This is a genomic window from Adlercreutzia agrestimuris, from assembly GCF_943193125.1.
Classification (GTDB): Bacteria; Actinomycetota; Coriobacteriia; order Coriobacteriales; family Eggerthellaceae; genus Xiamenia; species Xiamenia agrestimuris.
Genome location: NZ_CALPCX010000004.1, coordinates 196,685 through 218,424, shown reverse-complemented (window position 1 = coordinate 218,424; position 21,740 = coordinate 196,685). Strand labels below are relative to the sequence as shown.

At 47.5% G+C, this 21,740-nt stretch carries 18 protein-coding genes; 6 read left to right on the top strand and 12 right to left on the bottom strand.

What is annotated here, in order from left to right; genetic code table 11:
* From rsmH to NFR28_RS07800, 6 genes are all read right to left on the bottom strand, one after another.
* A complete protein-coding gene (rsmH, locus tag NFR28_RS07825) occupies positions 1–975 on the bottom strand; it encodes a 16S rRNA (cytosine(1402)-N(4))-methyltransferase RsmH (protein WP_251179251.1) in 975 nt (324 codons plus the stop codon).
* A 36-nt stretch (positions 976–1,011) separates the two neighbouring features.
* On the bottom strand, positions 1,012–1,458 hold the full coding sequence (locus NFR28_RS07820; protein WP_251179250.1) for a division/cell wall cluster transcriptional repressor MraZ: 447 nt from the start codon (positions 1,456–1,458) through the stop codon (positions 1,012–1,014).
* Between the two features lie 310 nt (positions 1,459–1,768).
* The gene (gene xerD / locus NFR28_RS07815; protein WP_251179249.1) at positions 1,769–2,671 is read right to left on the bottom strand and encodes a site-specific tyrosine recombinase XerD; all 903 of its coding nucleotides are present in this window, start codon (positions 2,669–2,671) and stop codon (positions 1,769–1,771) included.
* A 61-nt stretch (positions 2,672–2,732) separates the two neighbouring features.
* Complete coding sequence (locus NFR28_RS07810) at positions 2,733–4,436, bottom strand: CTP synthase (RefSeq protein ID WP_251179248.1); 1,704 nt, start codon at positions 4,434–4,436, stop codon at positions 2,733–2,735.
* A gap of 379 nt (positions 4,437–4,815) precedes the next feature.
* Positions 4,816–5,844, bottom strand: a complete 1,029-nt coding sequence (gene cydB, locus NFR28_RS07805) for a cytochrome d ubiquinol oxidase subunit II (protein WP_251179289.1) — start codon at positions 5,842–5,844, stop codon at positions 4,816–4,818.
* Between the two features lie 5 nt (positions 5,845–5,849).
* On the bottom strand, positions 5,850–7,250 hold the full coding sequence (locus tag NFR28_RS07800; protein WP_251179247.1) for a cytochrome ubiquinol oxidase subunit I: 1,401 nt from the start codon (positions 7,248–7,250) through the stop codon (positions 5,850–5,852).
* Between the two features lie 314 nt (positions 7,251–7,564).
* On the opposite strand from NFR28_RS07800, the gene NFR28_RS07795 reads away from it, so the two are divergent.
* Positions 7,565–9,043, top strand: coding sequence for a DUF1846 domain-containing protein (locus tag NFR28_RS07795; RefSeq protein ID WP_251179246.1), 1,479 nt, complete (start codon positions 7,565–7,567; stop codon positions 9,041–9,043).
* A gap of 66 nt (positions 9,044–9,109) precedes the next feature.
* Here the strand turns inward: NFR28_RS07795 and NFR28_RS07790 are convergent, their stop codons facing one another.
* Entirely contained in the window at positions 9,110–10,297 is a 1,188-nt protein-coding gene (locus NFR28_RS07790; protein WP_251179245.1) for an MFS transporter, read from the bottom strand.
* Between the two features lie 228 nt (positions 10,298–10,525).
* Here NFR28_RS07790 and panB point away from each other — a divergent pair, with 228 nt between their 5' ends.
* Together panB and panC are read left to right on the top strand one after the other, a co-directional pair.
* Positions 10,526–11,353, top strand: a complete 828-nt coding sequence (panB, locus tag NFR28_RS07785) for a 3-methyl-2-oxobutanoate hydroxymethyltransferase (protein ID WP_251179244.1) — start codon at positions 10,526–10,528, stop codon at positions 11,351–11,353.
* A gap of 88 nt (positions 11,354–11,441) precedes the next feature.
* Complete coding sequence (gene panC, locus NFR28_RS07780) at positions 11,442–12,299, top strand: pantoate--beta-alanine ligase (RefSeq protein ID WP_251179243.1); 858 nt, start codon at positions 11,442–11,444, stop codon at positions 12,297–12,299.
* On the opposite strand, the gene NFR28_RS07775 is transcribed toward panC, so the two are convergent.
* Complete coding sequence (locus tag NFR28_RS07775; RefSeq protein ID WP_251179242.1) at positions 12,296–13,216, bottom strand: NAD(+)/NADH kinase; 921 nt, start codon at positions 13,214–13,216, stop codon at positions 12,296–12,298. The two genes, panC and NFR28_RS07775, sit on opposite strands and share 4 nt — an antisense overlap.
* A 67-nt stretch (positions 13,217–13,283) precedes the next feature.
* Between NFR28_RS07775 and murJ the strand changes: the two genes are divergently transcribed.
* Complete coding sequence (gene murJ, locus NFR28_RS07770; protein WP_251179241.1) at positions 13,284–15,266, top strand: murein biosynthesis integral membrane protein MurJ; 1,983 nt, start codon at positions 13,284–13,286, stop codon at positions 15,264–15,266.
* 3 nt (positions 15,267–15,269) lie between these two features.
* On the opposite strand, the gene asnB is transcribed toward murJ, so the two are convergent.
* Positions 15,270–17,234: an asparagine synthase (glutamine-hydrolyzing) gene (gene asnB / locus NFR28_RS07765; protein ID WP_251179240.1), complete on the bottom strand. Its 1,965-nt coding sequence runs from the start codon at positions 17,232–17,234 to the stop codon at positions 15,270–15,272.
* A gap of 204 nt (positions 17,235–17,438) precedes the next feature.
* Between asnB and NFR28_RS07760 the strand changes: the two genes are divergently transcribed.
* Entirely contained in the window at positions 17,439–18,734 is a 1,296-nt protein-coding gene (locus NFR28_RS07760) for a carboxylate--amine ligase (protein WP_251179239.1), read from the top strand.
* 83 nt (positions 18,735–18,817) lie between these two features.
* On the opposite strand, the gene NFR28_RS07755 is transcribed toward NFR28_RS07760, so the two are convergent.
* Entirely contained in the window at positions 18,818–19,654 is an 837-nt protein-coding gene (locus NFR28_RS07755; protein ID WP_251179238.1) for an FAD-binding protein, read from the bottom strand.
* A 33-nt stretch (positions 19,655–19,687) separates the two neighbouring features.
* On the opposite strand from NFR28_RS07755, the gene NFR28_RS07750 reads away from it, so the two are divergent.
* Positions 19,688–20,005, top strand: coding sequence for a response regulator transcription factor (locus tag NFR28_RS07750; RefSeq protein ID WP_338025909.1), 318 nt, complete (start codon positions 19,688–19,690; stop codon positions 20,003–20,005).
* 5 nt (positions 20,006–20,010) lie between these two features.
* Here the strand turns inward: NFR28_RS07750 and map are convergent, their stop codons facing one another.
* The gene (gene map / locus NFR28_RS07745; protein ID WP_251179237.1) at positions 20,011–20,760 is read right to left on the bottom strand and encodes a type I methionyl aminopeptidase; all 750 of its coding nucleotides are present in this window, start codon (positions 20,758–20,760) and stop codon (positions 20,011–20,013) included.
* A gap of 147 nt (positions 20,761–20,907) precedes the next feature.
* Positions 20,908–21,618: a 50S ribosomal protein L1 gene (gene rplA, locus NFR28_RS07740; RefSeq protein ID WP_251179236.1), complete on the bottom strand. Its 711-nt coding sequence runs from the start codon at positions 21,616–21,618 to the stop codon at positions 20,908–20,910.
* Positions 21,619–21,740 lie beyond the last annotated feature (122 nt).

The following is a 21,740-nucleotide window of genomic DNA, read 5'->3' as shown; positions in this document are numbered from 1 at the left end:
TTACACGTCGAAACGCGTAGCTAATTTTTGTGCCACACGAAGCTTTGCGCTGCGAGCTCGCGGATTGCGTGCAACCTCTTCGTCGGTTGCCACAATCGGTTTGCGTGTAACAATTTGTAATATCGGCTCTTTACCACAGACACAAACAGGAAGGTCAACAGGACATTCGCAGCGATTTGCATACGATGCGAAAGTGTCTTTAACAATACGATCTTCGAGCGAGTGATAACTAATTACCAGCAACCGACCTCCGGGATTCAGCCAACGAACTGCGGCTTCTAATCCTGATCTAAGCACATCAAGTTCGCCATTTACCTCAATACGTAACGCTTGGAACGTGCGCTTAGCAGGATGGCCACCCGCACGACGTGCTGATGCCGGGATGGCAGCTTTAATGATCTCAACAAGCTGCTCGCTTTCAGTAATAGGCTGGTTTTCACGTGCGCGGACAATAAAGTCTGCAATGCGACTTGCCCATTTTTCATCTGAATACTGCCGGATGATCCGAGTGAGATCTGCTGCGTTGTAAGTGTTGATGATCTCTGCTGCGGTTAAGGTTTGATTGCCCGGATCCATCCGCATATCAAGTGGGCTATTTTCCTTAAAGGAAAAGCCGCGCGCTGGCGTGTCAATTTGCACTGATGAAACTCCCAGATCAAAAAGGATTGCATCCATTCCAGGAATTGCTGCTTCTAATAAAGCATCATCAAGATGTGCAAAATTGTTGCGAATAAGCTCAAGGTGCGGGCGCACGTCATCAGATAATGTGCCGAGTTTGCGAGAAGCTGCCTCAAGAGCAACTTCGTCTTGATCAATACCCACTAATGTGCCGCCGCACCCTATGAGCTTTGCCGCCTCATATGAATGCCCTGCCCCGCCGAGTGTTGCGTCCACGAATGTTTGCTGTGTTTTAAGGTTCGAGTATTCGAGGCACTCGGCGAGCAGAACCGGTGTATGCCGATATTCGCTTGTCACTTCGCTCACGCCTTACGGTTGGTCGTACTCATGGGCCTAGCCAAACAACTGGCTAAGGTCAACATCAGCATCAACCTGGTCGTAGCGCTTCGCGTCCCAAACTTCGAAGTAACCCGAGTTGCCCACGAGTACCACATCTTTGTCTATGCCAACCGTCTTACGTTGGTCAGCTGACAACATAATGCGTCCTGCTGAATCCGTTGTGACATCTACGGCACGCGCAAAAAGTTTTCTGCGCTGTGCAACATGTCCGTTATCCAGCGGGTTGTAACCGCCCACACGATTGAATGCGTCTTCAATCCATTGATCAAAACTCTCAGGCTCGAAAACATAAATGCACTCGTCATGCGGATTGGGCGTTACTACCAAGTCCGAGGAGAGAACCTTACGAAAGCTTGCCGGCAAAGACATGCGACCCTTTGCATCCACCTTGAAGCGATGGGTGCCCTTGAGCGTTTTCGCTTTTGGGGTCTCTTCTGACATCTTTTCCTTTCGGCTGAACTCCCAGTCGGGCTCTCTGTGTTTCACATCTTATCCCACTTTGCCCCACTTTACAACATTTTTTGACCAATTTGCCCCCTATTCCAACACACCTAAACCCCAGGTCTTACGGCAAATTCGTCATCTTCGAACAGACGTTTGGCATGGTTTTCCAATATATTGTTCAAGTCTTGTTTTGCACCACAAGATATAGTGCTGACATAAAAAAGGAGCGCATTTTGCACTCCATGAAAAAAGTTTGTAGGGTGTACCACTTGCCCCACAATTTATACGCAAGTTTGAAAAAGAATGATTACTTGCACTTCGCGCGAGGATGTGCTCGCTGATATTCCTCGCGTACATGAGCTCTATTGACGTGTGTATAAATCTGCGTAGTTGAGATATCGGCGTGCCCAAGAAGCTCCTGGATGACACGCAAGTCCGCCCCACCTTCAAGAAGATGAGTTGCAAACGAATGACGAAGCGTATGGGGATGCAAGTTTTTAACCCCTATCACCAACCCCGCTCGTGCTACTACAGAATGAACGCTTTGTCGTGTGAGTCTTCCCCCGCGCGCATTCAAAAAAACGGCACCATCGTTGTTGACACTTGATCGCACCAGCTGGGGGCGTCCTTCATTCAAATAAATAACAAGGGATCTCAGTGCAGCACCCGAGATTGGTACAAAGCGCTCTTTGCCTCCCTTGCCAAATACACGAAAATAGCCCTCCTCCAACACGAGATTGGCTAAGCTGAGTCCCACACATTCGCTTACACGCAACCCACACCCATACAACACTTCCAGAATAGCCCGGTCGCGTTTGGCGGTAGGCGTAGGCTCAACAGGTTCGGAGAGCATTTGCGTGATCTGGTCAATCGTTAATACATCGGGCAACTTTTCAGGTGTTTTAGGAAGCTTAATAAGCGCAGTAGGCGTTGTGGTGAGATAGCCCTCTCGCACTAAGAAACGATAAAACCCTTTAAGAACAGAGATACGTCTATCAACCGTTGATGGAGCAAGCCCGCGTGCAAACAACGCATTTTCAAAATCAACAATGTCTTCTCGCGTGGCTTGTTCCACTTGCATAATGCCTTTTTCTTCACAAAAGCTCACAAAGTCAGCCAAATCACGCTGATAAGCCTCAATAGTGAGCGAAGAGCTCCCTCGCTCAACGCGCAAGTAGGAAAGATAGTCTTGTGCGAGTTCGTTTTTCATTCCTCAATACTAACGTATTTTTCCACGCGGAGCTTAGCTTCGTCGCGATTCTCCGTTTTAGCTATGCGATTTCTGACGATTCAGCACTTTTGTGTGTCTTTTCGGCTGCCCTTGAAGCAGATTGGGCGGCGCGCACAAAGCCCAGGAAGAGTGGATGCGGGCGCGTTGGCCTGCTTTTAAATTCAGGATGGGCTTGCGTAGCAACAAACCACGGGTGATCCGTCAACTCAATCATTTCAACCAATCGCTTATCAGGAGATGTACCCGAAATAACCAATCCAGACTCTTTTAGGCATTCGCGATACGAGTTGTTCACTTCAAATCGATGACGATGACGCTCGTAAACCAGCTCTTGCTGGTATGCTTCATATGCGCGCGTACCAGGTAAAATACAACAAGGATATGCACCAAGACGCATAGTGCCACCCTTATCTTCTATGTCAGCTTGTTCTGGCATGAGATCCACCACAAGCGGCAACGAATGCGAAGCGGCAGCAAAAAGATTAGAGGCGCACGCTTCATCGGCGCTGGCAGCAATTTCGTCCACGAACTCAGCCGATGTGGCGCCGGGAAGATTGCAGCAGCTGCGCGCAAATTCACATACAGCAGCTTGCAGCCCCAAACAAATGCCGAAGTAAGGCACATTATTCTCACGCGCATATCGCGCTGCGATGATCTTGCCCTCAAAGGCTCTCTGCCCAAAACCGCCTGGCACCAAAATGCCGTCCATGTCACTCAGAGTCTCTTCCACATTTGTTTCATCAAGCAATCCTCCATCTATCAGATGGACGTTGACTTTAACACCGCATGCCACACCTGCATGATGTAAAGCCTCAATGACCGAAAGATAGGCATCTGGCAAACTGACATACTTTCCGACAATTGCAATGTCAACTGCGTCTGAACAGGTGTGTTGTGCATCGAGGTATGAAACCAATCCATCCATATCAGCATCACATACGGGCAACCCAAGCTTCTCAAGCACTAAGACGTCAAACCCTTGGTGGGATAGCTCTAGCGGAACCTCGTAGATGCTCGGTGCATCCACACAAGAGAGAACATCTTCAGCTGCAACATCACAAAAGAGTGCAATTTTATCTTTTACAGCTGATGAGATCTCGTGATCAGATCGGCACACAATAAAATCTGGCTGCACACCAAGTGAGCGCAATTCTTTCACTGAATGCTGCGTAGGCTTGGTTTTAACTTCATGCGCTGCAGCAATGTAGGGAACTAAAGTAACGTGGATGAACAACACGTCATCATCAGGCTTTTCCTTTTTGAATTGTCGAGCCGCTTCAATAAAAGGAAGCGATTCAATATCACCAACAGTCCCTCCAATTTCGGAGATCACAATATGCGCACCAGACTGTTCAGCTGCACGACGAAGCCGCGCTTTAATGGCTTCGGTCACATGTGGTATCACTTGCACGGTTCCGCCAAGAAAATCTCCCCTACGCTCTTGGGCGATAAGACTTTGATAGATGGAGCCTTGCGTAAAATTCGACTCACGTGAGAGATTCTCGTCAATAAAACGCTCGTAATGCCCAAGGTCAAGATCTCCTTCGTGGCCATCTTCGGTAACAAATACTTCGCCATGTTGAAATGGACTCATAGTGCCCGGATCAACATTGAGATACGGATCCATCTTTTGCATAGTGACTTTATAACCACGCGCCTTCAGGAGGTATCCCAGCGAAGCCGCTGTAATACCTTTACCAAGAGAAGAAACAACGCCACCTGTTACAAATATATGCTTTGCCATGATGCTTCCCGCCTTAAAGCTCATACTCAGCGCACCTGCTTCTCTAGCTAGAGAATCCGCATTCATCGCAACCTGCAACTTGCATCGCGCCACGCTGCGCTGAGCTTCCTATCGTTCCCACTCATTGTAGAAACCCCGCCTCTGACACAGAGACAATGGCAGACAGTTTTAACTCACGCGTAACACAACAAAACCGCTATGCCGTTGTTTCTTTCCCCAGCAAACCATGCCCAATAAGCAAGACCTAAGATAGAAAGAGGGCACCTCGCTACCTTCCGGAAGTTTCGAAAGGTTGCGAAGTGCCCTTTGCTTTGTCGGTACGTACTGCCTACAATACGTGCCGCTCATAAGAGGTGTCGCTTTTTGCGCCAAGCATCATTTAGTGCTTCAAATCATCAGCACTAATACGACCCCTAAACGTTCGATAAATGACAACGTGATAAATCAGCACCAGCGGTAATCCAATGCAGAGAATAATGGACATGCACGCAAGTGAAAGCTCTGATGATGCTGCATTGTAAATGGTAATTGCTGGGCCAATTGAATCAGGTGTTGCATTCACCAGTACTGGGAACATGGAGCATGCCAAAAGTGCCACGAGAGCAATCATCGACAAAGATTGCGCCAAAAAAGCCTTCAGGTCATTGTCTTGCAACTTGCCCACAATCAGAGCAACCACCAAACCAGCTATTACAAGCACAGCAAACAGAATACGCAAAACATTGAGGTTTGGATCCATCTCAGGTCCGATAAGGATCAGCGCATAGATGGACACAATCACAAACAATACAAGGGAGATAACCTGCAACGGCATGCGCAGAGCAATTGCGCGAGCGCGTAGTTCAGATCCAAGCGGGGTCTTAAGCGCTGCCCAAGCAGCACCAGCTGCCAAAAACATGCTCAAACCCAAAAGCCCGGTAAGCAGGGTAAATGGCGTAATAAGCCCAAAGAGCGGTACACCCGCATAGTCTCCCATTGCGTCCATCGGAATACCAGCAAAAATGTTACCTACCGCAACACCCAAAAGAAGAGCCGGCAAAAGCGATCCCACAAAAAAGCATACGTTCCAAAGCCCACGCCAATGAGGATCACCTGCGCCAAACTCAAACGAAACAGCACGAACGATTAAGCCAAAAAGCACCAGCATGACAGCCAGGTAAAAACCAGAAAACGTCGTTGCATAGGCATCAGGAAATGCCGCAAACAGCGCACCACCTGCAGTCAACAGCCATACCTCATTACCGTCCCATACCGGTCCGATTGAACGGCGAAGAATCGCGCGCTCTTCATCGTTTTTAGCAATAAATGGTGACAGAACACCAATACCTAGATCAAAACCGTCAAGTACAAAGTAGCCAGCAATAAGCAAGAAGATCAAAAAGAACCACAAGACGCTCAAAAACTCCATCATGGCTATTCACCTTCCTTTACTGCATCAGCCTCAACAACAGGTCCCTCTTTAATAAAGCGACCAACCACACGAATCCAGCCGATGAGCAAGATCAGGTAGACAATTACGAAGAGTGCAAGCGTAATCCATAGTTCAACTGAAGAAACTGACATTGAAATTGCGTCATTAGTCAGCAACGACACGCCATCAGGTCCGGTCATTGACGGATAAACTACCCAAGGCTGACGACCAACCTCTGCAGTAATCCAGCCCGTTTGAATTGCGATAAACGGCCAAATAGGCGACAAAACAGCAGCCCACTGCAGCCAACGCATCTTTTGAATACGACCACCCTTAAAGCTAAAGATCAGCACTAAAATGGCCGTGAGCATAATAAGTCCATACATTGCCACCATGATGTGATAACTCTGAAACACCAGGCCAACGGGCATGTCTTCGATATTCATATCGCCAAATTGTTCGGTTTGAGCAAGTTCATTTAAGCCGGGATACTCGGTTTCAAAATTACCAGTTGCCAAAAAACTCGTACCACCAGGAATGGCAAAAGGCGCAATAACCTCTTGCGACTCTTCATCAACAATGCCAATCGCATATAGCGGAGGCACTTCAGAATCATACATGCCTTCCATCATGGCAAGTTTCGTGGGTTGCTCCTCCCACACATTCACAGCGGATGCGTGTGCAAACACAATCATGGCACATGAGGTCACAATACCAACAACTGCTGCGATGCGCATGGTTTTCATTGCGAAGTCCTTATTGCGGCCTTTGAGCAGATACCAGCCTGCAACTGCCATAGCAGCAAAGGCACCCATGATCAGCAGCGCATCAACAGTGTGTGTATAGCGGGCAAAAATCGATGGATTGAAAGCCGCCTCCCAGAAATTCGTGATGACAGCTTCCGTACCTTCTGCATTCAGCTCGCCACCAGCAGGTGTTTGCATCCACGAGTTCGCAATGAGAATCCAAAGCGCTGACAAGCATGAACCAAACCATACCAGCCACGCAGAAACCATATAAAACTTCGGACTAACGAGCTTGCGGCCAAAGAGCAAAACACCCAAAAAGATTGACTCCAAGAAGAAGGCAAAAAGCGCTTCAGCTGCCAGCGGAGCACCAAAAATGTCGCCGACAAAACGCGAATAGTTTGCCCAGTTGGTGCCAAAAGAAAACTCCATTGTGATGCCCGTAGCAACACCAATGGCAAAAGTAGCGGTAAATATCTTTACCCAGAACTTTGTTGCGGCAGCATCCTCTGGTTTGCGTGAACGGTAATAACGCGTTTCGTTGATTGCCAAAATCAAGCCGAGCCCGATTGAAAGGGGCACGAACAAGAAGTGGTAAGCAACGGTGAGCGCAAACTGGATACGCGACAACAACGCCACGTCAGCAAAAGCCTCCATAGCACACCCCATTTCGTCCTCATGCTTCATCCATCACAGAGCTACACGCGCATACGGCACATGACGGTGGCATTCAAGACGTAGTACACGGGTTATCCACTGTGATACATGAAGCAGATCTTTGCTGCTTTCTCTTGAAAGCAGTCTTGATCAATATACAACCAAATAGCTCCATTAACTACGACGGTTCTTTAACACTTTAACAACCTTACTGAGAGTTCTAAGCGCTATACTATCTGTCTGACACAAAAGGCGACCAGAAACACCAGTCTTCACGGCGCCACAGTTTGCCAGCTTCAAGGAGGAATGTGCGCATGCGCATTGGTTTCGACAATGAAAAATACATTGAACTTCAAGCAGAACGAATTCGCGAACGCATTGACCAATTTGGCGGTAAGCTTTACTTAGAGTTTGGCGGAAAGCTCTTTGACGACTACCATGCTTCGCGCGTTTTACCTGGTTTTGAGCCAGATTCTAAGATTCGCATGCTTAAGCAACTAAAAGATGATGTTGAAATCATTATTGTCATCAACGCTAACCACATAGAAAACAATAAGGTTCGCGGTGACCTTGGCATCACCTACGATGATGATGTGCTTCGCCTAATGGACATCTTCCGCTCTATGGGCTTTTTGGTGGGAAGCGTCGTAATTACGCATTACACCAACCAGCCAGCAGCTGATGCCTTTAGGCGCCGACTTGATGCTCTGGGCGTCAAAAGCAGCCTTCACTACCCCATTGCAGGATATCCATACGATATCGAACATATCGTAAGCGATGAGGGTTATGGTAAAAATGACTATATTGAAACCTCTCGTCCGCTTGTTGTGGTAACTGCGCCTGGCCCCGGCTCAGGCAAAATGGCTACCTGCCTTTCGCAGCTTTACCATGAACACAAGCGCGGAACTGAAGCAGGGTATGCAAAATATGAAACATTCCCCATCTGGAATTTGCCACTCAAGCACCCTGTCAATATTGCCTATGAAGCAGCAACGGTTGACCTTGATGACGCAAACATTATTGATCCATTTCATCTTGAAGCCTATGATCAGCGCACGGTTAACTACAACCGAGATGTAGAAATTTTCCCCGTACTCAAAACTATTCTGGATAAAATCTCTGGATCTTGTCCTTACCAATCACCCACCGATATGGGTGTCAACATGGCCGGCATGGCAATCACAGATGATGAAGCGGTACGTGACGCTGCCAAGATGGAGATTGTTCGCCGCTACTTCCAAGCAGCCGTTAAGGCTAAATGCACTGGCGATGGCTCTGATATGGTAAGCAAGCTTGAGATGCTCATGAGTCAAGCTGATGTCAACCCGTCTTATTCACCAGCACGCTCTGCAGCACTCCTTAAAGAGGAAACAACTGGCATGCCTGCTGGCGCAATGGTATTACCTGATGGCACGGTGATCACAGGAAAAACCTCCACTCTTTTGGGTGCGGCTTCCACGGTGCTCATGAATGCCCTAAAAACGTTGGCTGGTATTGAAGATGTGGATGTCATCAGCGATGCCGTAATTGAACCAATATGCCACCTCAAGACAGCACATCTGCATTCTAAAAACCCGCGTTTACATTCTGACGAAACGCTCTTAGCGCTTTCGGTTAGCTCAGCAGAGAATCCTTTAGCAGAAAAGCTTTTACAACACATCGACGATCTGCGCGGATGCGATGCATTCTTTAGCGTCATTATTTCAGCAACCGACGAGCATCTGTATAAAACACTCGGCATTAATGTTTGCTGCGAACCAAAGTACGAGCAGCATCGCTACTACCACAAATAAACACCTGCATTGCGCGCTGCTGCTTATAGTGAAGCGCGCAATGCACCATGGTGCACCTTGTAAGCACTACGAATCGAATCGGCGTGCAAACCTAAGAACTCCCACAGTTACCACAAGCGCCAATATCGAAAGCGTAGCAAACACCACGAAATACGAAGTGGCATTGAGCAGCATACCGGTAAGCACCGTTGCAATTGCAGACCCGATATAAGCCGTCAGGTTGACCGACGACACGATAGCAGACGTCTGTGAAGCATTAACCGCTAAAAGCAACATACGCAACGACGTGGAAACACATGATCCCATAGCCAAACTAAAAATCACGCACACCACCAAATAGAGCCACGCAATATGAGAATCAACGACAAAGGTGAGCCCTATACAGGAAAGCAAAAAGACAACAGAGGCTGAGCGAAGTGCCACACTGGGACGCAAGCGAGACGTGAGCGGGTCACCAAGCACACTCGGCGCCATAGTGGTTGCAAGAATTGCTGAACCAAGCAAAGGGGTTGTAGCATCGAAACAAGTTGTTGCAATGGGCGACGAAAACGATTGAAAGAAACAACCCACTGACCAGGTTGCCACATACAACGCTCCTGTAATTACATAAAGAAGACGTGCGTTTTTAGGAACAAAGAAACGCACTTTAAGCGATGCTCGAAACGATGCGCGCTTCTCAATAGGCTCAGGGATAAACACCATCAAAACCATCGATGCCAACAACAGGGCAATCATAAGGGAAAACGCAACAAAGACACTCGGGACAACTGCATAAAGCGCACCTACTCCCAAAGAGCCAAGCATAATCCCAAACATCGGTCCGCAACTTGAAACAATCGAGCCCCATGACAAGTGATAATACGAGGCGCAATCAATCACCAACGTAGAAATAGCGCTCATGGAAAGACCACTTGTAATACCCTGCACAAAACGCGCTGTCAACACCGAAGGTGCGTTTTGTGCCTCCATAAACATCACGCATCCTATAATGGCACAAAGGATAGTTATGATGGTCACTGGCTTTCGTCCAAGAGCATCAGAAATACGACCCGCAAATAAAAGCATCAGCACCACACCAACTAAATAAGTCAACATGGTGTTAGATATATCGGTAGTGGTCAGCCCGATAGTTTGCTGATAGGTAGAATAAAGCGGAATTGGAATAGCCGTTGATGCAAAAACAGTCAAAAATATAGTTGTTGCCGCAACAAAGCCACGACGTGCCTGACGCCGCGTCAAAACGCGCTTTTCCATAAGTTCCTCTCTGTGTGATATGACGCGCACATTATGAAGCCCGAATACACAATTTTCAAGATAGCAAAAAAAGAAACCCGATCTTACTTCATACTTGCACCGTAAGCGGGCATTTTGCGCAGTAACGGTACTCGTCTTCGCATTTCTCCCGCCCCTCTTTTCTTACCCCTTGTGTAAGTTTTTATTCGTTATAGTGAATAAAAAAGGAATTGTCGGTAAGGATTCATTATGAAAAATACCATCACTACATTCCAAAGCATGAAAGACAACCATAAGCCAATTGCCATGTTGACAGCCTATGATTACTCGACAGCAAAACTTGAGGACGAATCAGGCATTAATGGCATCTTGGTCGGCGACTCACTTGGCATGGTCATGCTCGGATATGATGACACGCTCAAAGTCACTATGGAAGATATGATCCACCACACAAAGGCGGTATCTCGTGGAGCAAAGAACGCTTTGGTGGTAGCAGACCTTCCCTATATGTCATACCACGTCTCTGTTGAACAAGCAGTCCAAAACGCCGGTCGACTCATCACCGAAGGTGGCGCGCAAGCCGTTAAGCTTGAAGGTGGTGCTGAGTTTACCCATGAAGTGCGCGCCATGACCAGAGCTTCCATTCCTGTTATGGGTCATTTGGGCCTCACCCCACAATCCATCAATGCTTTTGGTGGCTTTAAGGTACAAGGTAAAACGCTTGAAGCTGCTCAGCGGATCTTAGACGATGCCCGCGCACTTGAAGAAGCGGGAGTTTTTGCGCTTGTCCTTGAATGCATCCCTGCCGCAATTGCCGAGAAGATCTCTTCTGAATTGCGTATACCTACTATCGGCATCGGATCGGGTGCTGGATGCGACGGCCAAATTCTTGTTTATCAGGATATGCTTGGCTTATATGGAGACTTTACTCCAAAATTTGTAAAGCAATTCAGCTGCGCAGGCAACGTTATGAAAGAGGGATTTGACGCCTACATCAAGGAAGTCTCAGAACGCACCTTCCCTGCTCCAGAACATACTTTTAGCGCCTCTGATGACGTACTCGATAAACTGTACTAATTAATTGATCCTTACTAGACCAGATCAGACATATTGCGCGCCTGCTGATGGCTTGCGCTTGATAGAGTAATTTCGGAAGGAACCACACATGACCATTGTTGCTCATACCATTGCTGAAGTTCGCCAAGCTGTTTCCAAGTGGCGTGCGAGCGGCAAAACAATTGGACTTGTTCCTACTATGGGCTATCTGCACGAAGGGCATAAAAGCCTCATTGACCAAGCAGTGCGCGAAAATGACTGTGTTGTCGTAAGTATTTTTGTTAATCCCACTCAATTCGGTCCTGGAGAAGACCTGGAAAGCTATCCGCGAGACTTCAATCATGACCTGGCTTTGTGTGAAGATGCTCAAGCATCTCTCGTCTTTCATCCCACTCCCGAGGAGCTCTATTATCCCGACCGCTCAACTACTATCCATATGGCGGTACTCTCTGAAGAATTATGCGGAAAAAGCCGCCCAATTCATTTCGATGGTGTGTGCTTGGTAGTGGCAAAGCTGTTCAACATTGTCACCCCCGATCGCGCCTATTTTGGCCAGAAAGATGCGCAGCAGTTGCTCATCATAAAACGCATGGTGCGCGATCTTAATTTCCCCATCGACATTATTGGCTGCCCTATTATTCGCGAAGCTGACAGTCTGGCGAAAAGCTCGCGCAACACGTACTTATCCGAGCGCGAACGTGCAGCTGCCGTCGTGCTCTCGCAAGCTATCGCATATGGTCAAAAGCTTGCCTCATCAGGCGAAAGCAACCCTTCCGCTATCACGCAAGCCATGCGCGACATACTGGCGAAAGAACCTTTGGCAGATGTTGAGTATGTTGAAATTGTCAGCCAAGAAAACATCAAGCCAATAGTTGGACGCATCAATGAACCCATATTATGCGCCCTTGCTGTACGCATTGGAAAGACGCGCCTCATTGACAATTTCTTCTTTAACCCAAACGACTAGAAGAACACTTGTGAAACGTGGGCATAAAACCCGTCACTGTTGCATCGCAACAGCTTCGTAGGGGTTTGCCCACGTGAGACATAGATGCGTTTTACCGGCGCATCCAGCTCAACGAGATTGCCGTCAATAAAAAGTGTGGCATCTTCGCAAGAGCGATCTGTTGCAAGCGTCAACTCCACAACATCACTGCTCTCGGTCACCAGCGCACGCGCACGCAACGTATGCGGCGCAACGGGCACCGCCACCAAGCCCGTAAATCCTGGTGCCACCAAAGGGCCACCTGCAGACAACGCATAGCCCGTAGATCCCGTAGCCGAGGCAACCACAAATCCGTCCCCCCGCATATCGGCAACATGTTCTCCAGAAATACCGAGCGAAAAATCAATGATGCGGCCGTTTGCTCCTCGTGTGAGCGCCACCTCATTGAGTGCAAAATAACGACGCGGGCAAACTTCGTCTTCCCAAGCGTCGTCTTGCCGTTCGCTAGAAGCTCCCTCATAAGGGTCAACATCACCTACGCACACCACCTCAACAAGAAGATTAGAGCGTTTTTCCGATACCGCATCTCCGCTTAAAGCGGCCGCCACCAACGCAACAATACCGCCCTCTGAAGCGTTCGCCAAAAAACCAAGATGCCCATAATTGATACCTAGAATAGGAATCCCAGAAAAAGCAACCATCCGCGCCGTACGTAAAATAGTGCCATCACCGCCAAGCGCTACAACCATATCAACATCTTTAAGCGCCGCATCTGCACAATCACAACCATCCATCATTAAGCCGTCGGGTTGCTTATCAAGTGATTTCACATCAATCATCTCAAAGTCAATACCTTGAGTTGCTAAATAAGTTGCCAACAACAACGAGGCATCAACTGCCTGTGAGTTGGAATTATTGCGTATGATCAAAATGCGCATAAAAGACTTCTTTCTGACTTTGTTATGATGAGACATTATATACATAAGCATCAGAAAGCGTTTAGCTATGGCAGACAAGCTCTCACGAGCTCAACATATGCGTCCGTATGAACCTGGCTCCACGGGCGAAATCTTTATCACAGGCAAACATGTGGGCGTTGATAGAAGCGCCGTTGCTGCTGCCGTGGCTCAGCAAGTCGTCCCCAAACCAGGACGCAAACCACAAGATCCTGCAAAAACGTCTGAGATAATCATTTGCGGCAAACATGCAGGCATAGACAAGACGCGCGTTGTGCGAGATCCGTTTGAGCCTCAAACACCCGACCCGCGCACGTCTGTATCCCGCAGCCATGCACCATCCCAGCAAAGCCCTTCTACGCTTGTTGCTACCGAAGAGCGCTACGCCGAAACAGCCTTTCAAAGCGACAGCATAACTGAAGAAATTGAACTCCAAGGAAGCGCGCAGGCAGTAGGTGGGTCAGCCGCACTTATCAGCATTTGTGTCATGATCTCGCGTATTACCGGTTTTGCTCGCACCTGGGCTATGGCATTTGCGCTCGGATCTACCCTGCTTTCCAGCTCATATCAGGTAGCAAACAACCTTCCTAACCAATTGTATGAACTGGTGGCAGGAGGCATGATTGTTACCGCATTCTTGCCGGTCTACTTAAGCGTCAAGAAAAAACTTGGGCAGAAAGCAGGCAATGAATACGCCTCCAACCTGCTCACCATTGTAGTTGTGCTTCTTGGTATTGTTTCGCTTCTTTGCATGCTCTTTCCTGGGGCTATCATCTACACCCAAAGCTTCTATTCCGATCAGTCCGAAATGGCAACATCGGTATTTTTCTTCCAATTCTTCGCCATCCAGATTGTCTTTTATGGTGCAACAGCCATTCTTTCAGGGTTATTGAATGCAAATCGAGATTATCTCTGGTCATCCATTGCTCCTGTTGCAAACAATGTTGTGGTTATTGCAACTTTCGTGGCGTATGCCTTTGTCGCTCAACACGACGCACATCTTGCGCTCTACATCATTGCCATTGGCAATCCCCTCGGTGTATTTTTGCAACTTGCTATTCAAATACCGGCGCTCAAACGCAACGGCATTCGCATTCGACCACGCATCAATCTTCATGACCCAGCTCTGCGCGAAACGCTCGGTATTGGCATTCCGGCAGTGTTTGTCATGCTTTGCTCATTTGCTGTGGTATCAGTACAGAATGCTGCATCGTATAGCTTTGCCGAAAACGGACCGTCCATCTTGGCGTATTCGCGTTTGTGGTTCACCCTTCCCTATGCGTTTTTAGCGGTACCTATCACCACAGCCATGTTTACTGAACTTGCGGATATGCAAGCGGAAGGAAATAGCGAAGGCGTCAAGCGCGGTATCGTGTCTGGAACTAATCAGATCTTGTTCTTCATGATTCCCTTTGCGCTTTATTTGATAGTGTTCTCGCTACCTTTGGTAACGCTATATCACGCAGGCGCTTTTACCATGGAAAACGTCTCATCAATTGCAACCTATCTTGCAGTATTGGCATTTGCTCTGCCAGTATACGGCGTCAATACCTACCTGCAAAAAATATTTAGTAGCCTGCGAAAGATGGGGATCTTTGCGCTCTTTAACTTCGTTGCTGGAGCGGCGCAAATTGGATTGACTATGTTTGGGGCATCACATGCAAATATTCTCCCCTTAGAGACGATAGCCGTTGCTGAGGTGGCGTTTTATGTCGTCTCAGATGTATGCCTCTTTATCTATCTTCGTACGCACCTCGGCCCATTCGGTCTTGCATCAATTCTTAAAGCCTTTGTCTTTGGTGTCATCTTTGGTGCACTCGGAGCAGGGGTTGGCGCGGGCGTATTGTTTGCGTTAACCACCTTTATTGCACCTTTGTCTGGCTCCATCTTACAAGCGCTTGTCTACATAATAATAGGTGGCCTCCTTGCTCTGGCGACCACCTTTGGTTTGGCTTTGAAACTCAATATTGCCGAAGCAGCATTCATTGGCTCACTGATAGCGAAGGTTCGCGCGAAGCTCGGTCGCGCTTAATACCTACACTGCAGTTTTTGGAGCAAGTGCTTTGCTTGATTCGCCAAAGAACACTTCATACCAGCATAAGAAACAATAGATATTCCAAATGCGCATCATCTTGAGCTTACCGCGACCTTCTACGGTAGAGAAGTCAGCTGATTTGTGATCATCAAGCATCTGCATCAAGTAGTCCACATTAAAGAACTCCTGTGCAGCCTCACTCGTAAAAGCCTCTTTGATGCGGTTGTAATACAAATCTGTCTGCAGCCAGACCGTCAATGGCGTAATAAAAGGCTGCTTGGGCATATTAGCTACACGGTTTTGGAAACCTAATTTGCTGGCTGCCACGCGCAATGCGTATTTGGAATGCTCATCATCCACGCGGCATGCAGTCGGCAACTGAAGCGCCACATCAAGTACTTTTTTATCCAAGAATGGTACGCGCAGCTCCAACGATTGCGACATTGACATCTTGTCGGCCTTCAGACAGATATCTGAAGGCATATAGCTCACCATGTCAACATATTGCGTTTGCGTAATGACATCAATGTCTTGTTTAGCAGCATCATCAAAATAGGGCTTACACCATTCCCATGGTTTGCATGGACCCTCATAATCTTTGAGGACGTTGGGCACTTCATCCCACATATAGTTCATAGAAGCGCGCTGATAGCTCTTTTCCGGACCAGCCGACCCGCGCATTAAAAAGCGTCTTCCATGGAATGGCTTCATCTTTTCAGCTATTGCACCTGCAGCTGCACGCAAAGGGCGTGGCACTTTGAAGTACTTTTCAAACTCAAACTGATCATGATAGATCCAATAACCACCAAAGAGCTCATCAGCACCTTCGCCTGACTGTACAACCTTTACTTGTTCGCGAGCAAGCTTGCTTACGAAATAGAGCGGGATGGCGCTTGGTGCACCCAGTGGCTCATCCATGTGATATTGCTCAGTGGGAACGATATCCAAAAATTCCTGAGCGCTGACGCGTGTTTCATAATTGGGAAGGTTCGCCCATTGGGCAAAAGCACGCGAATCATCCAATTCGTTGAGCTTAATGTCAAAATCTGGTAGCGCATTAATCTCGGCGATTTTTTCTTCGCACCCAATATCATAGCCAACCGAGAATGTCTTAATCTCATCGGCATGCTGTCCCATACAATAGGCTGCAAGCGAAGAGTCAATACCGCCTGATAAAAAGCTTCCAATTTCAACATCGGCAATTTCATGTGCTGCCACTGACTCGTCGAACGCCTCATTAATGATATCTGCCCACTCATCTAAAGACTTCGTCTCGTCAATCTTATAGGTGATGTGATAAAAGCACGTAATGTCAACTTTTCCCTGCTCAAAAACGAGGAAGTGACCTGGCATAAGCTTGTGGACATCTTTAAACATGGTCTGCGAGTCGTTCATATATTCAAAACACAAATACTGCGGCAGCATGTCTCGGTTGAGCTCTTTGTGAAACTTCGGATGCGCCAAAAACGCCTTGATTTCCGAAGCATACATAATACGATTTCCGTCATGCTGATAATACAACGGTTTAATGCCGAACAAATCTCGCGCAAGCACAAGACGCTCAGATGGCGCATCCCAAATAGCAATAGCAAACATACCACGCAAGCGCTCAAATACTTTCGTACCCCACGCCTCGTATCCATGTACGATGGTCTCAGTATCACCATCGGTCAAGAACTCATATCCCAATTCTTGCAGCTCAGCGCGCAATTCTTGGAAATTGTAAATCTCACCATTAAAGGTAACGGTGACCGAGCCATCTGCATTTTGCATGGGCTGATGGCTCTTTTCTAGGTCAATAATAGAAAGGCGACGAAAGCCCATGGCAATTTTATCTTGTTCGTCTAAGAAAAAGCCTTCGTCGTCAGGTCCGCGATGGGCAATGCGATCTGCCATATCTTTTACAATTTCAGCATTCACAGCGCGATCGTAATCAACGGTAGTGAACCCCACAAAACCACACATGGACTAATTACTCCTTTATCCCATATGCGCACCTTGGCACGCAACTTCTCAAAGCATTCATAAAGCTAACTCACTATAATACGACACAATGCCGATATACCCTATCATTTCACGAAACGACCAGGGTGTAATAGTTTAAGATTGCACCGAAACACAAACAGACCTGATACTACATTAGGACAACGAGAAAGCAGCTTAAAACCTATGTCAAAGCATTCCAGCAACGCGCATCTTCTCAAACGCGAAGAAGTTTCTTCTCTTTTACAACCAGTAATTGTCGGTGGCGACATTTTAGCTTATAGCTATGTTCGAGAGCTTAATCGCGCATACGGCATAACCTCATGCATTGTGCTCGCAACCCAAGACATCAAGATGCTTTCCAGCTCAAAATTCACCGATTATCGCATTACACCCGGCGCAGGAGAACCCGATACACTCATTGAGTCACTCATAACACTTGCTCAAGAGATACACGCCCAAAATCCGCGTAAACAGTTGTTAGTACTTGGCTGCGATGATCGTCATGCACGCATGCTCTCCGCCGGCAAAGATAAACTTGAAAAAGCAGGCTATGTGGTTCCCTATATTGACTTTGATCTCCTTGATGAGATTACACAAAAGCGCCGGTTTTACGAATTGTGCGAAGAATTAGGCATTCCCTATCCTAAAACTTGGTATTTTGCCTGCGACTCAACCGGTCCTGATGATCTTGCGGTTGAAGAATTCACCTATCCGCTTATTGCTAAGCCCTCAAACTCGGCTCAATTCCAGATGGCACACATTGATGGCTGGCGAAAGATCTATGAAATTGACACGCCCGAAGAACTTCAAGAAGTTTGGCATTCCATCAAACGCTCTGACTACAACAACTTATTGGTTATCCAAGACTTTATTCCTGGTGAAGACGATGCTATTTGCACACTGACCACTTTCTCCGATGCGCAAGGCAATATGCATGTCGTATCAGGCGGCGTGGTTTGTCTTCAAGATCACGACCCTACCGCGCTTGGAAACCCTGTAACAATCATGCTGAAAAAGAACTCGCAAATCATTGCAGATGCAACCAAGTTCTTGAAACATATTGGCTATCGCGGGTTTGCTAATTTTGATATCAAATACGATTGTCGTGATGGCTCATATCGCTTCTTTGAAGTTAACACGCGCTGTGGTCGCAATACCTACTATATGTCTATCGGTGGTCAAAACTTCGCAGAATTACTGGTCAAAGAGTTTATAACGGGTGAACCCTATGAAGATAAAGAGGCCTATGAGCCCCAAGTGTATTCTTGTGTACCTGCCTATGTATTAAAACGATCTATTAAGGATAATGCACTTCTCAAAGAGGTGCTCACTCAGCTCAAAAATACGCCCGAACCTTATCCGCTTCATTACAGCGCAGATTCACTGAAACACAATCTCTGGGCAAAAATCATGCTCTTCAACCAAATTCGTAAATTTAAACGTTTCTACTGGGATACTGATGGCAAGCAACTCAAGTAGCTCCATCTGCCCGCAACACACGTGCGTGTGTAAAGCACTCGCTTCACACACGCACGTTGGAGGGGTTGAAATCACGTTACGTTTTATTTCTGGGCAAGCGCCTTGCCAATCATGCGAGCAAAGGTAACAGAGCGCCCGCAGCAGTTTCCAGTTGACATATTCGGGTAAGTTCCTGCGTAATATGAACCCGAATCAACACCGGCAACATACAAACCATCAATTGCTTCGCCATCTGCATTAACTGCTTGGAAGTCCTCGTTGATGGTGATGCCGTCAAGCGTGCAAAGCATATATCCCGAAGTACGAACTCCATAAAATGGTGGTGTGCGAATTGCCGAGAGACGGAAGTCTTCTTTACCGAAATCAGGGTCAACCTGGTTATCAAAGTTCTCATTTTGACGCTCAACCGTCTTCTTGAGATTCTCTGCTGGTATACCTAGTCCCTGAGCAAGCTCTTCGATGGTATCAGCTTGCACAATGTATCCTTCCGCAAGCAAACCTTCGTTAATTCCCATAACTGTCTCAAGCGTCATATTGGTAGGTGCACCATTCTCAAAAGGATACACGCGAGCGCAACCATGAATATCAAATTGCTCCATATAGCTGGCATAATCTGCATCCCAAATATCTACAATCGTATGGTGCGGTTGGGTCAGCGCGGCATTGAGTACATAATCATAGGGTGCCGACTCATTGATAAAGCGCTCACCATTGAGATTAACCTTAAGCCAAGGGTTTGAACCCATCCAGAACAGCGAACCAACCGTCTCAGATCCACCGAACTCATCGGGCTTTACCGCAACACGATCAAATACCATTGCCGTGTGCATCTCGTCCATCTGTGCGCCCGCCCACAGACAAGCTTTAATTCCATCACCTGTCGTGCCATCGATGGCAATTGAGAGAGAATACTTATTCATTGTTTGCGGCTGCAAAGCTGCAAGAGTGCCACAGTGCGCGGAATTACCGCGCCACCTTCAATTGTTTTGCTTGATGACCACGGTCAAGCGCAGTCAATTGAGCAGCGCTGTGGTGTACTTGGCATAACATACGATCTCACAGATCGTGAGCAAGAGATTTTCGAGCTTCTAGCTCGTGGACGAAATATTCGCTATATAGAAAAAGAGCTCATGGTGTCGTATAACACCGTCAAAACGCATGTAAGCCATATTTATGCGAAACTAGGAGTACATTCACACCAAGAGCTCATTAACCTTGTAGAACAAGGCTCAAATGCCTCCTCGCAAGAGCATGGAGACAGATTATGCTAAATGAATTACTCTTGCGTTAAGACCACAGGTCCGTCAGCGGTAATTGCAACAGTTTTCTCAAAGTGCGCTGATGGTTTGCCGTCACGCGTACACACAAGCCACCCATCAGACATGGTGCGCACTTTTCGCTTTCCCCTGTTGATCATAGGTTCTATAGCAAGCACCATCCCCACACACAACTCAAGTCCAGTATGCTTGCGCCCAAAGTTAAATACCGAAGGATCTTCATGCATCTCACGACCTATACCGTGCCCAGTATATTCTCGCACAACACTATATCCTGCCCTCTCAGCAATGCTTTGTATGGCGAAACCAATATCTCCCAGATGATTCCCCGGTCGAGCGGCATCTATACCCGCCCACATGCTTTGCTCTGTTACTGCTAAAAGGTGCTTGTTCTCCGGCGTTATTTTACCCACTGGAAATGTATGTGCATTATCACCTACCCACCCCTCAACGATGGCACCGGTGTCAATTGAAATGATGTCTCCAGCGCGCAAGATCTTTTTCGCCGAGGGAATACCATGCACCACTTCTTCATTAACAGATGCACATATGGTTCCCGGAAAACCACCGTAGCCCTTAAAGGCAGGAATGCCACCTTCAGCACGTATAACTTCTTCAGCTAACGCATCAAGTTCTAACGTTGAAATTCCGGGACGAATTGCCTCTCCAACAATGCGAAGTGCTTTCGCCGAAAGACGACCCGCCTCTTTCATGGCATCAATTTCTGCTGAAGTTTTTAAGACGACCATAGCGCTTACCTCACTTCATGTACGCTCAATGTCTATCATTCCCACAAAGCAAATGACTGAGAAGCCTTTGCGTGGCTTTTGATAGGTTAATACGAAAAGAGGAACCCAGATGGGTTCCTCTTTTAAAGAGCAAGTCTTAAGTGCACGTTATTCAGCAGCAGCGGTGTAGTTGCGCGTTACTGAAGAATCAACCGTGATACCAGGGGTCATGGTGCCAGAAACGGTAACTGACTTCACATATTTACCCTTAGCAGCAGCAGGCTTCATACGCAGGATCTCGTCATAAACTGCACCATAGTTTTCAGCGAGCTGCTCAGGAGTAAAGGAAGCTTTACCAATGATAACGTGAGCAATACCGTAGCGATCTGCACGATACTCAACACGACCACCCTTAAGCTCATTGATTGCCTTAGCAACGTCGGTCGTTACCGTACCGAGCTTCGGGTTTGGCATCAAGCCACGCGGGCCCAAAATTTTGCCCAAACGACCAACTTTGCCCATTTGATCAGGAGTAGCAACAGCTGCATCGAAATTAAATTCGCCACGCTGAATCTGATCCATGAGCTCTTCGGTGCCAACAATGTCAGCGCCAGCTTCTTGTGCTGCACGAGCTGCTTCACCCTCAGCAAATACAGCAACGCGTACCGTCTTACCAGAACCGTTCGGCAAGCTTACGGTGCCACGCAATTGCTGGTCAGCTTGACGGGTGTCAATGCCCAGACGGAAATCTGCAGTGATGGTCTCGTCGAAGTTTGCAGTAGAAACTTCTTTGATGAGCTTAAAAGCGTCAATCGGCACATAGGTAGCATTGCCGATCAATTCTTTTGCAGCTGCATACTTCTTAGCAAGCTTTTTCATATTCTTTCCTTTCGTGGTATGTAGCGGGCATATATGCCCTTCCACCTGTATGAACACCCTTTTGGGTAATTCCTTAGACAAAGCTCGGGCGCACTAAGGCGCCCGATATAAGACAATGAACT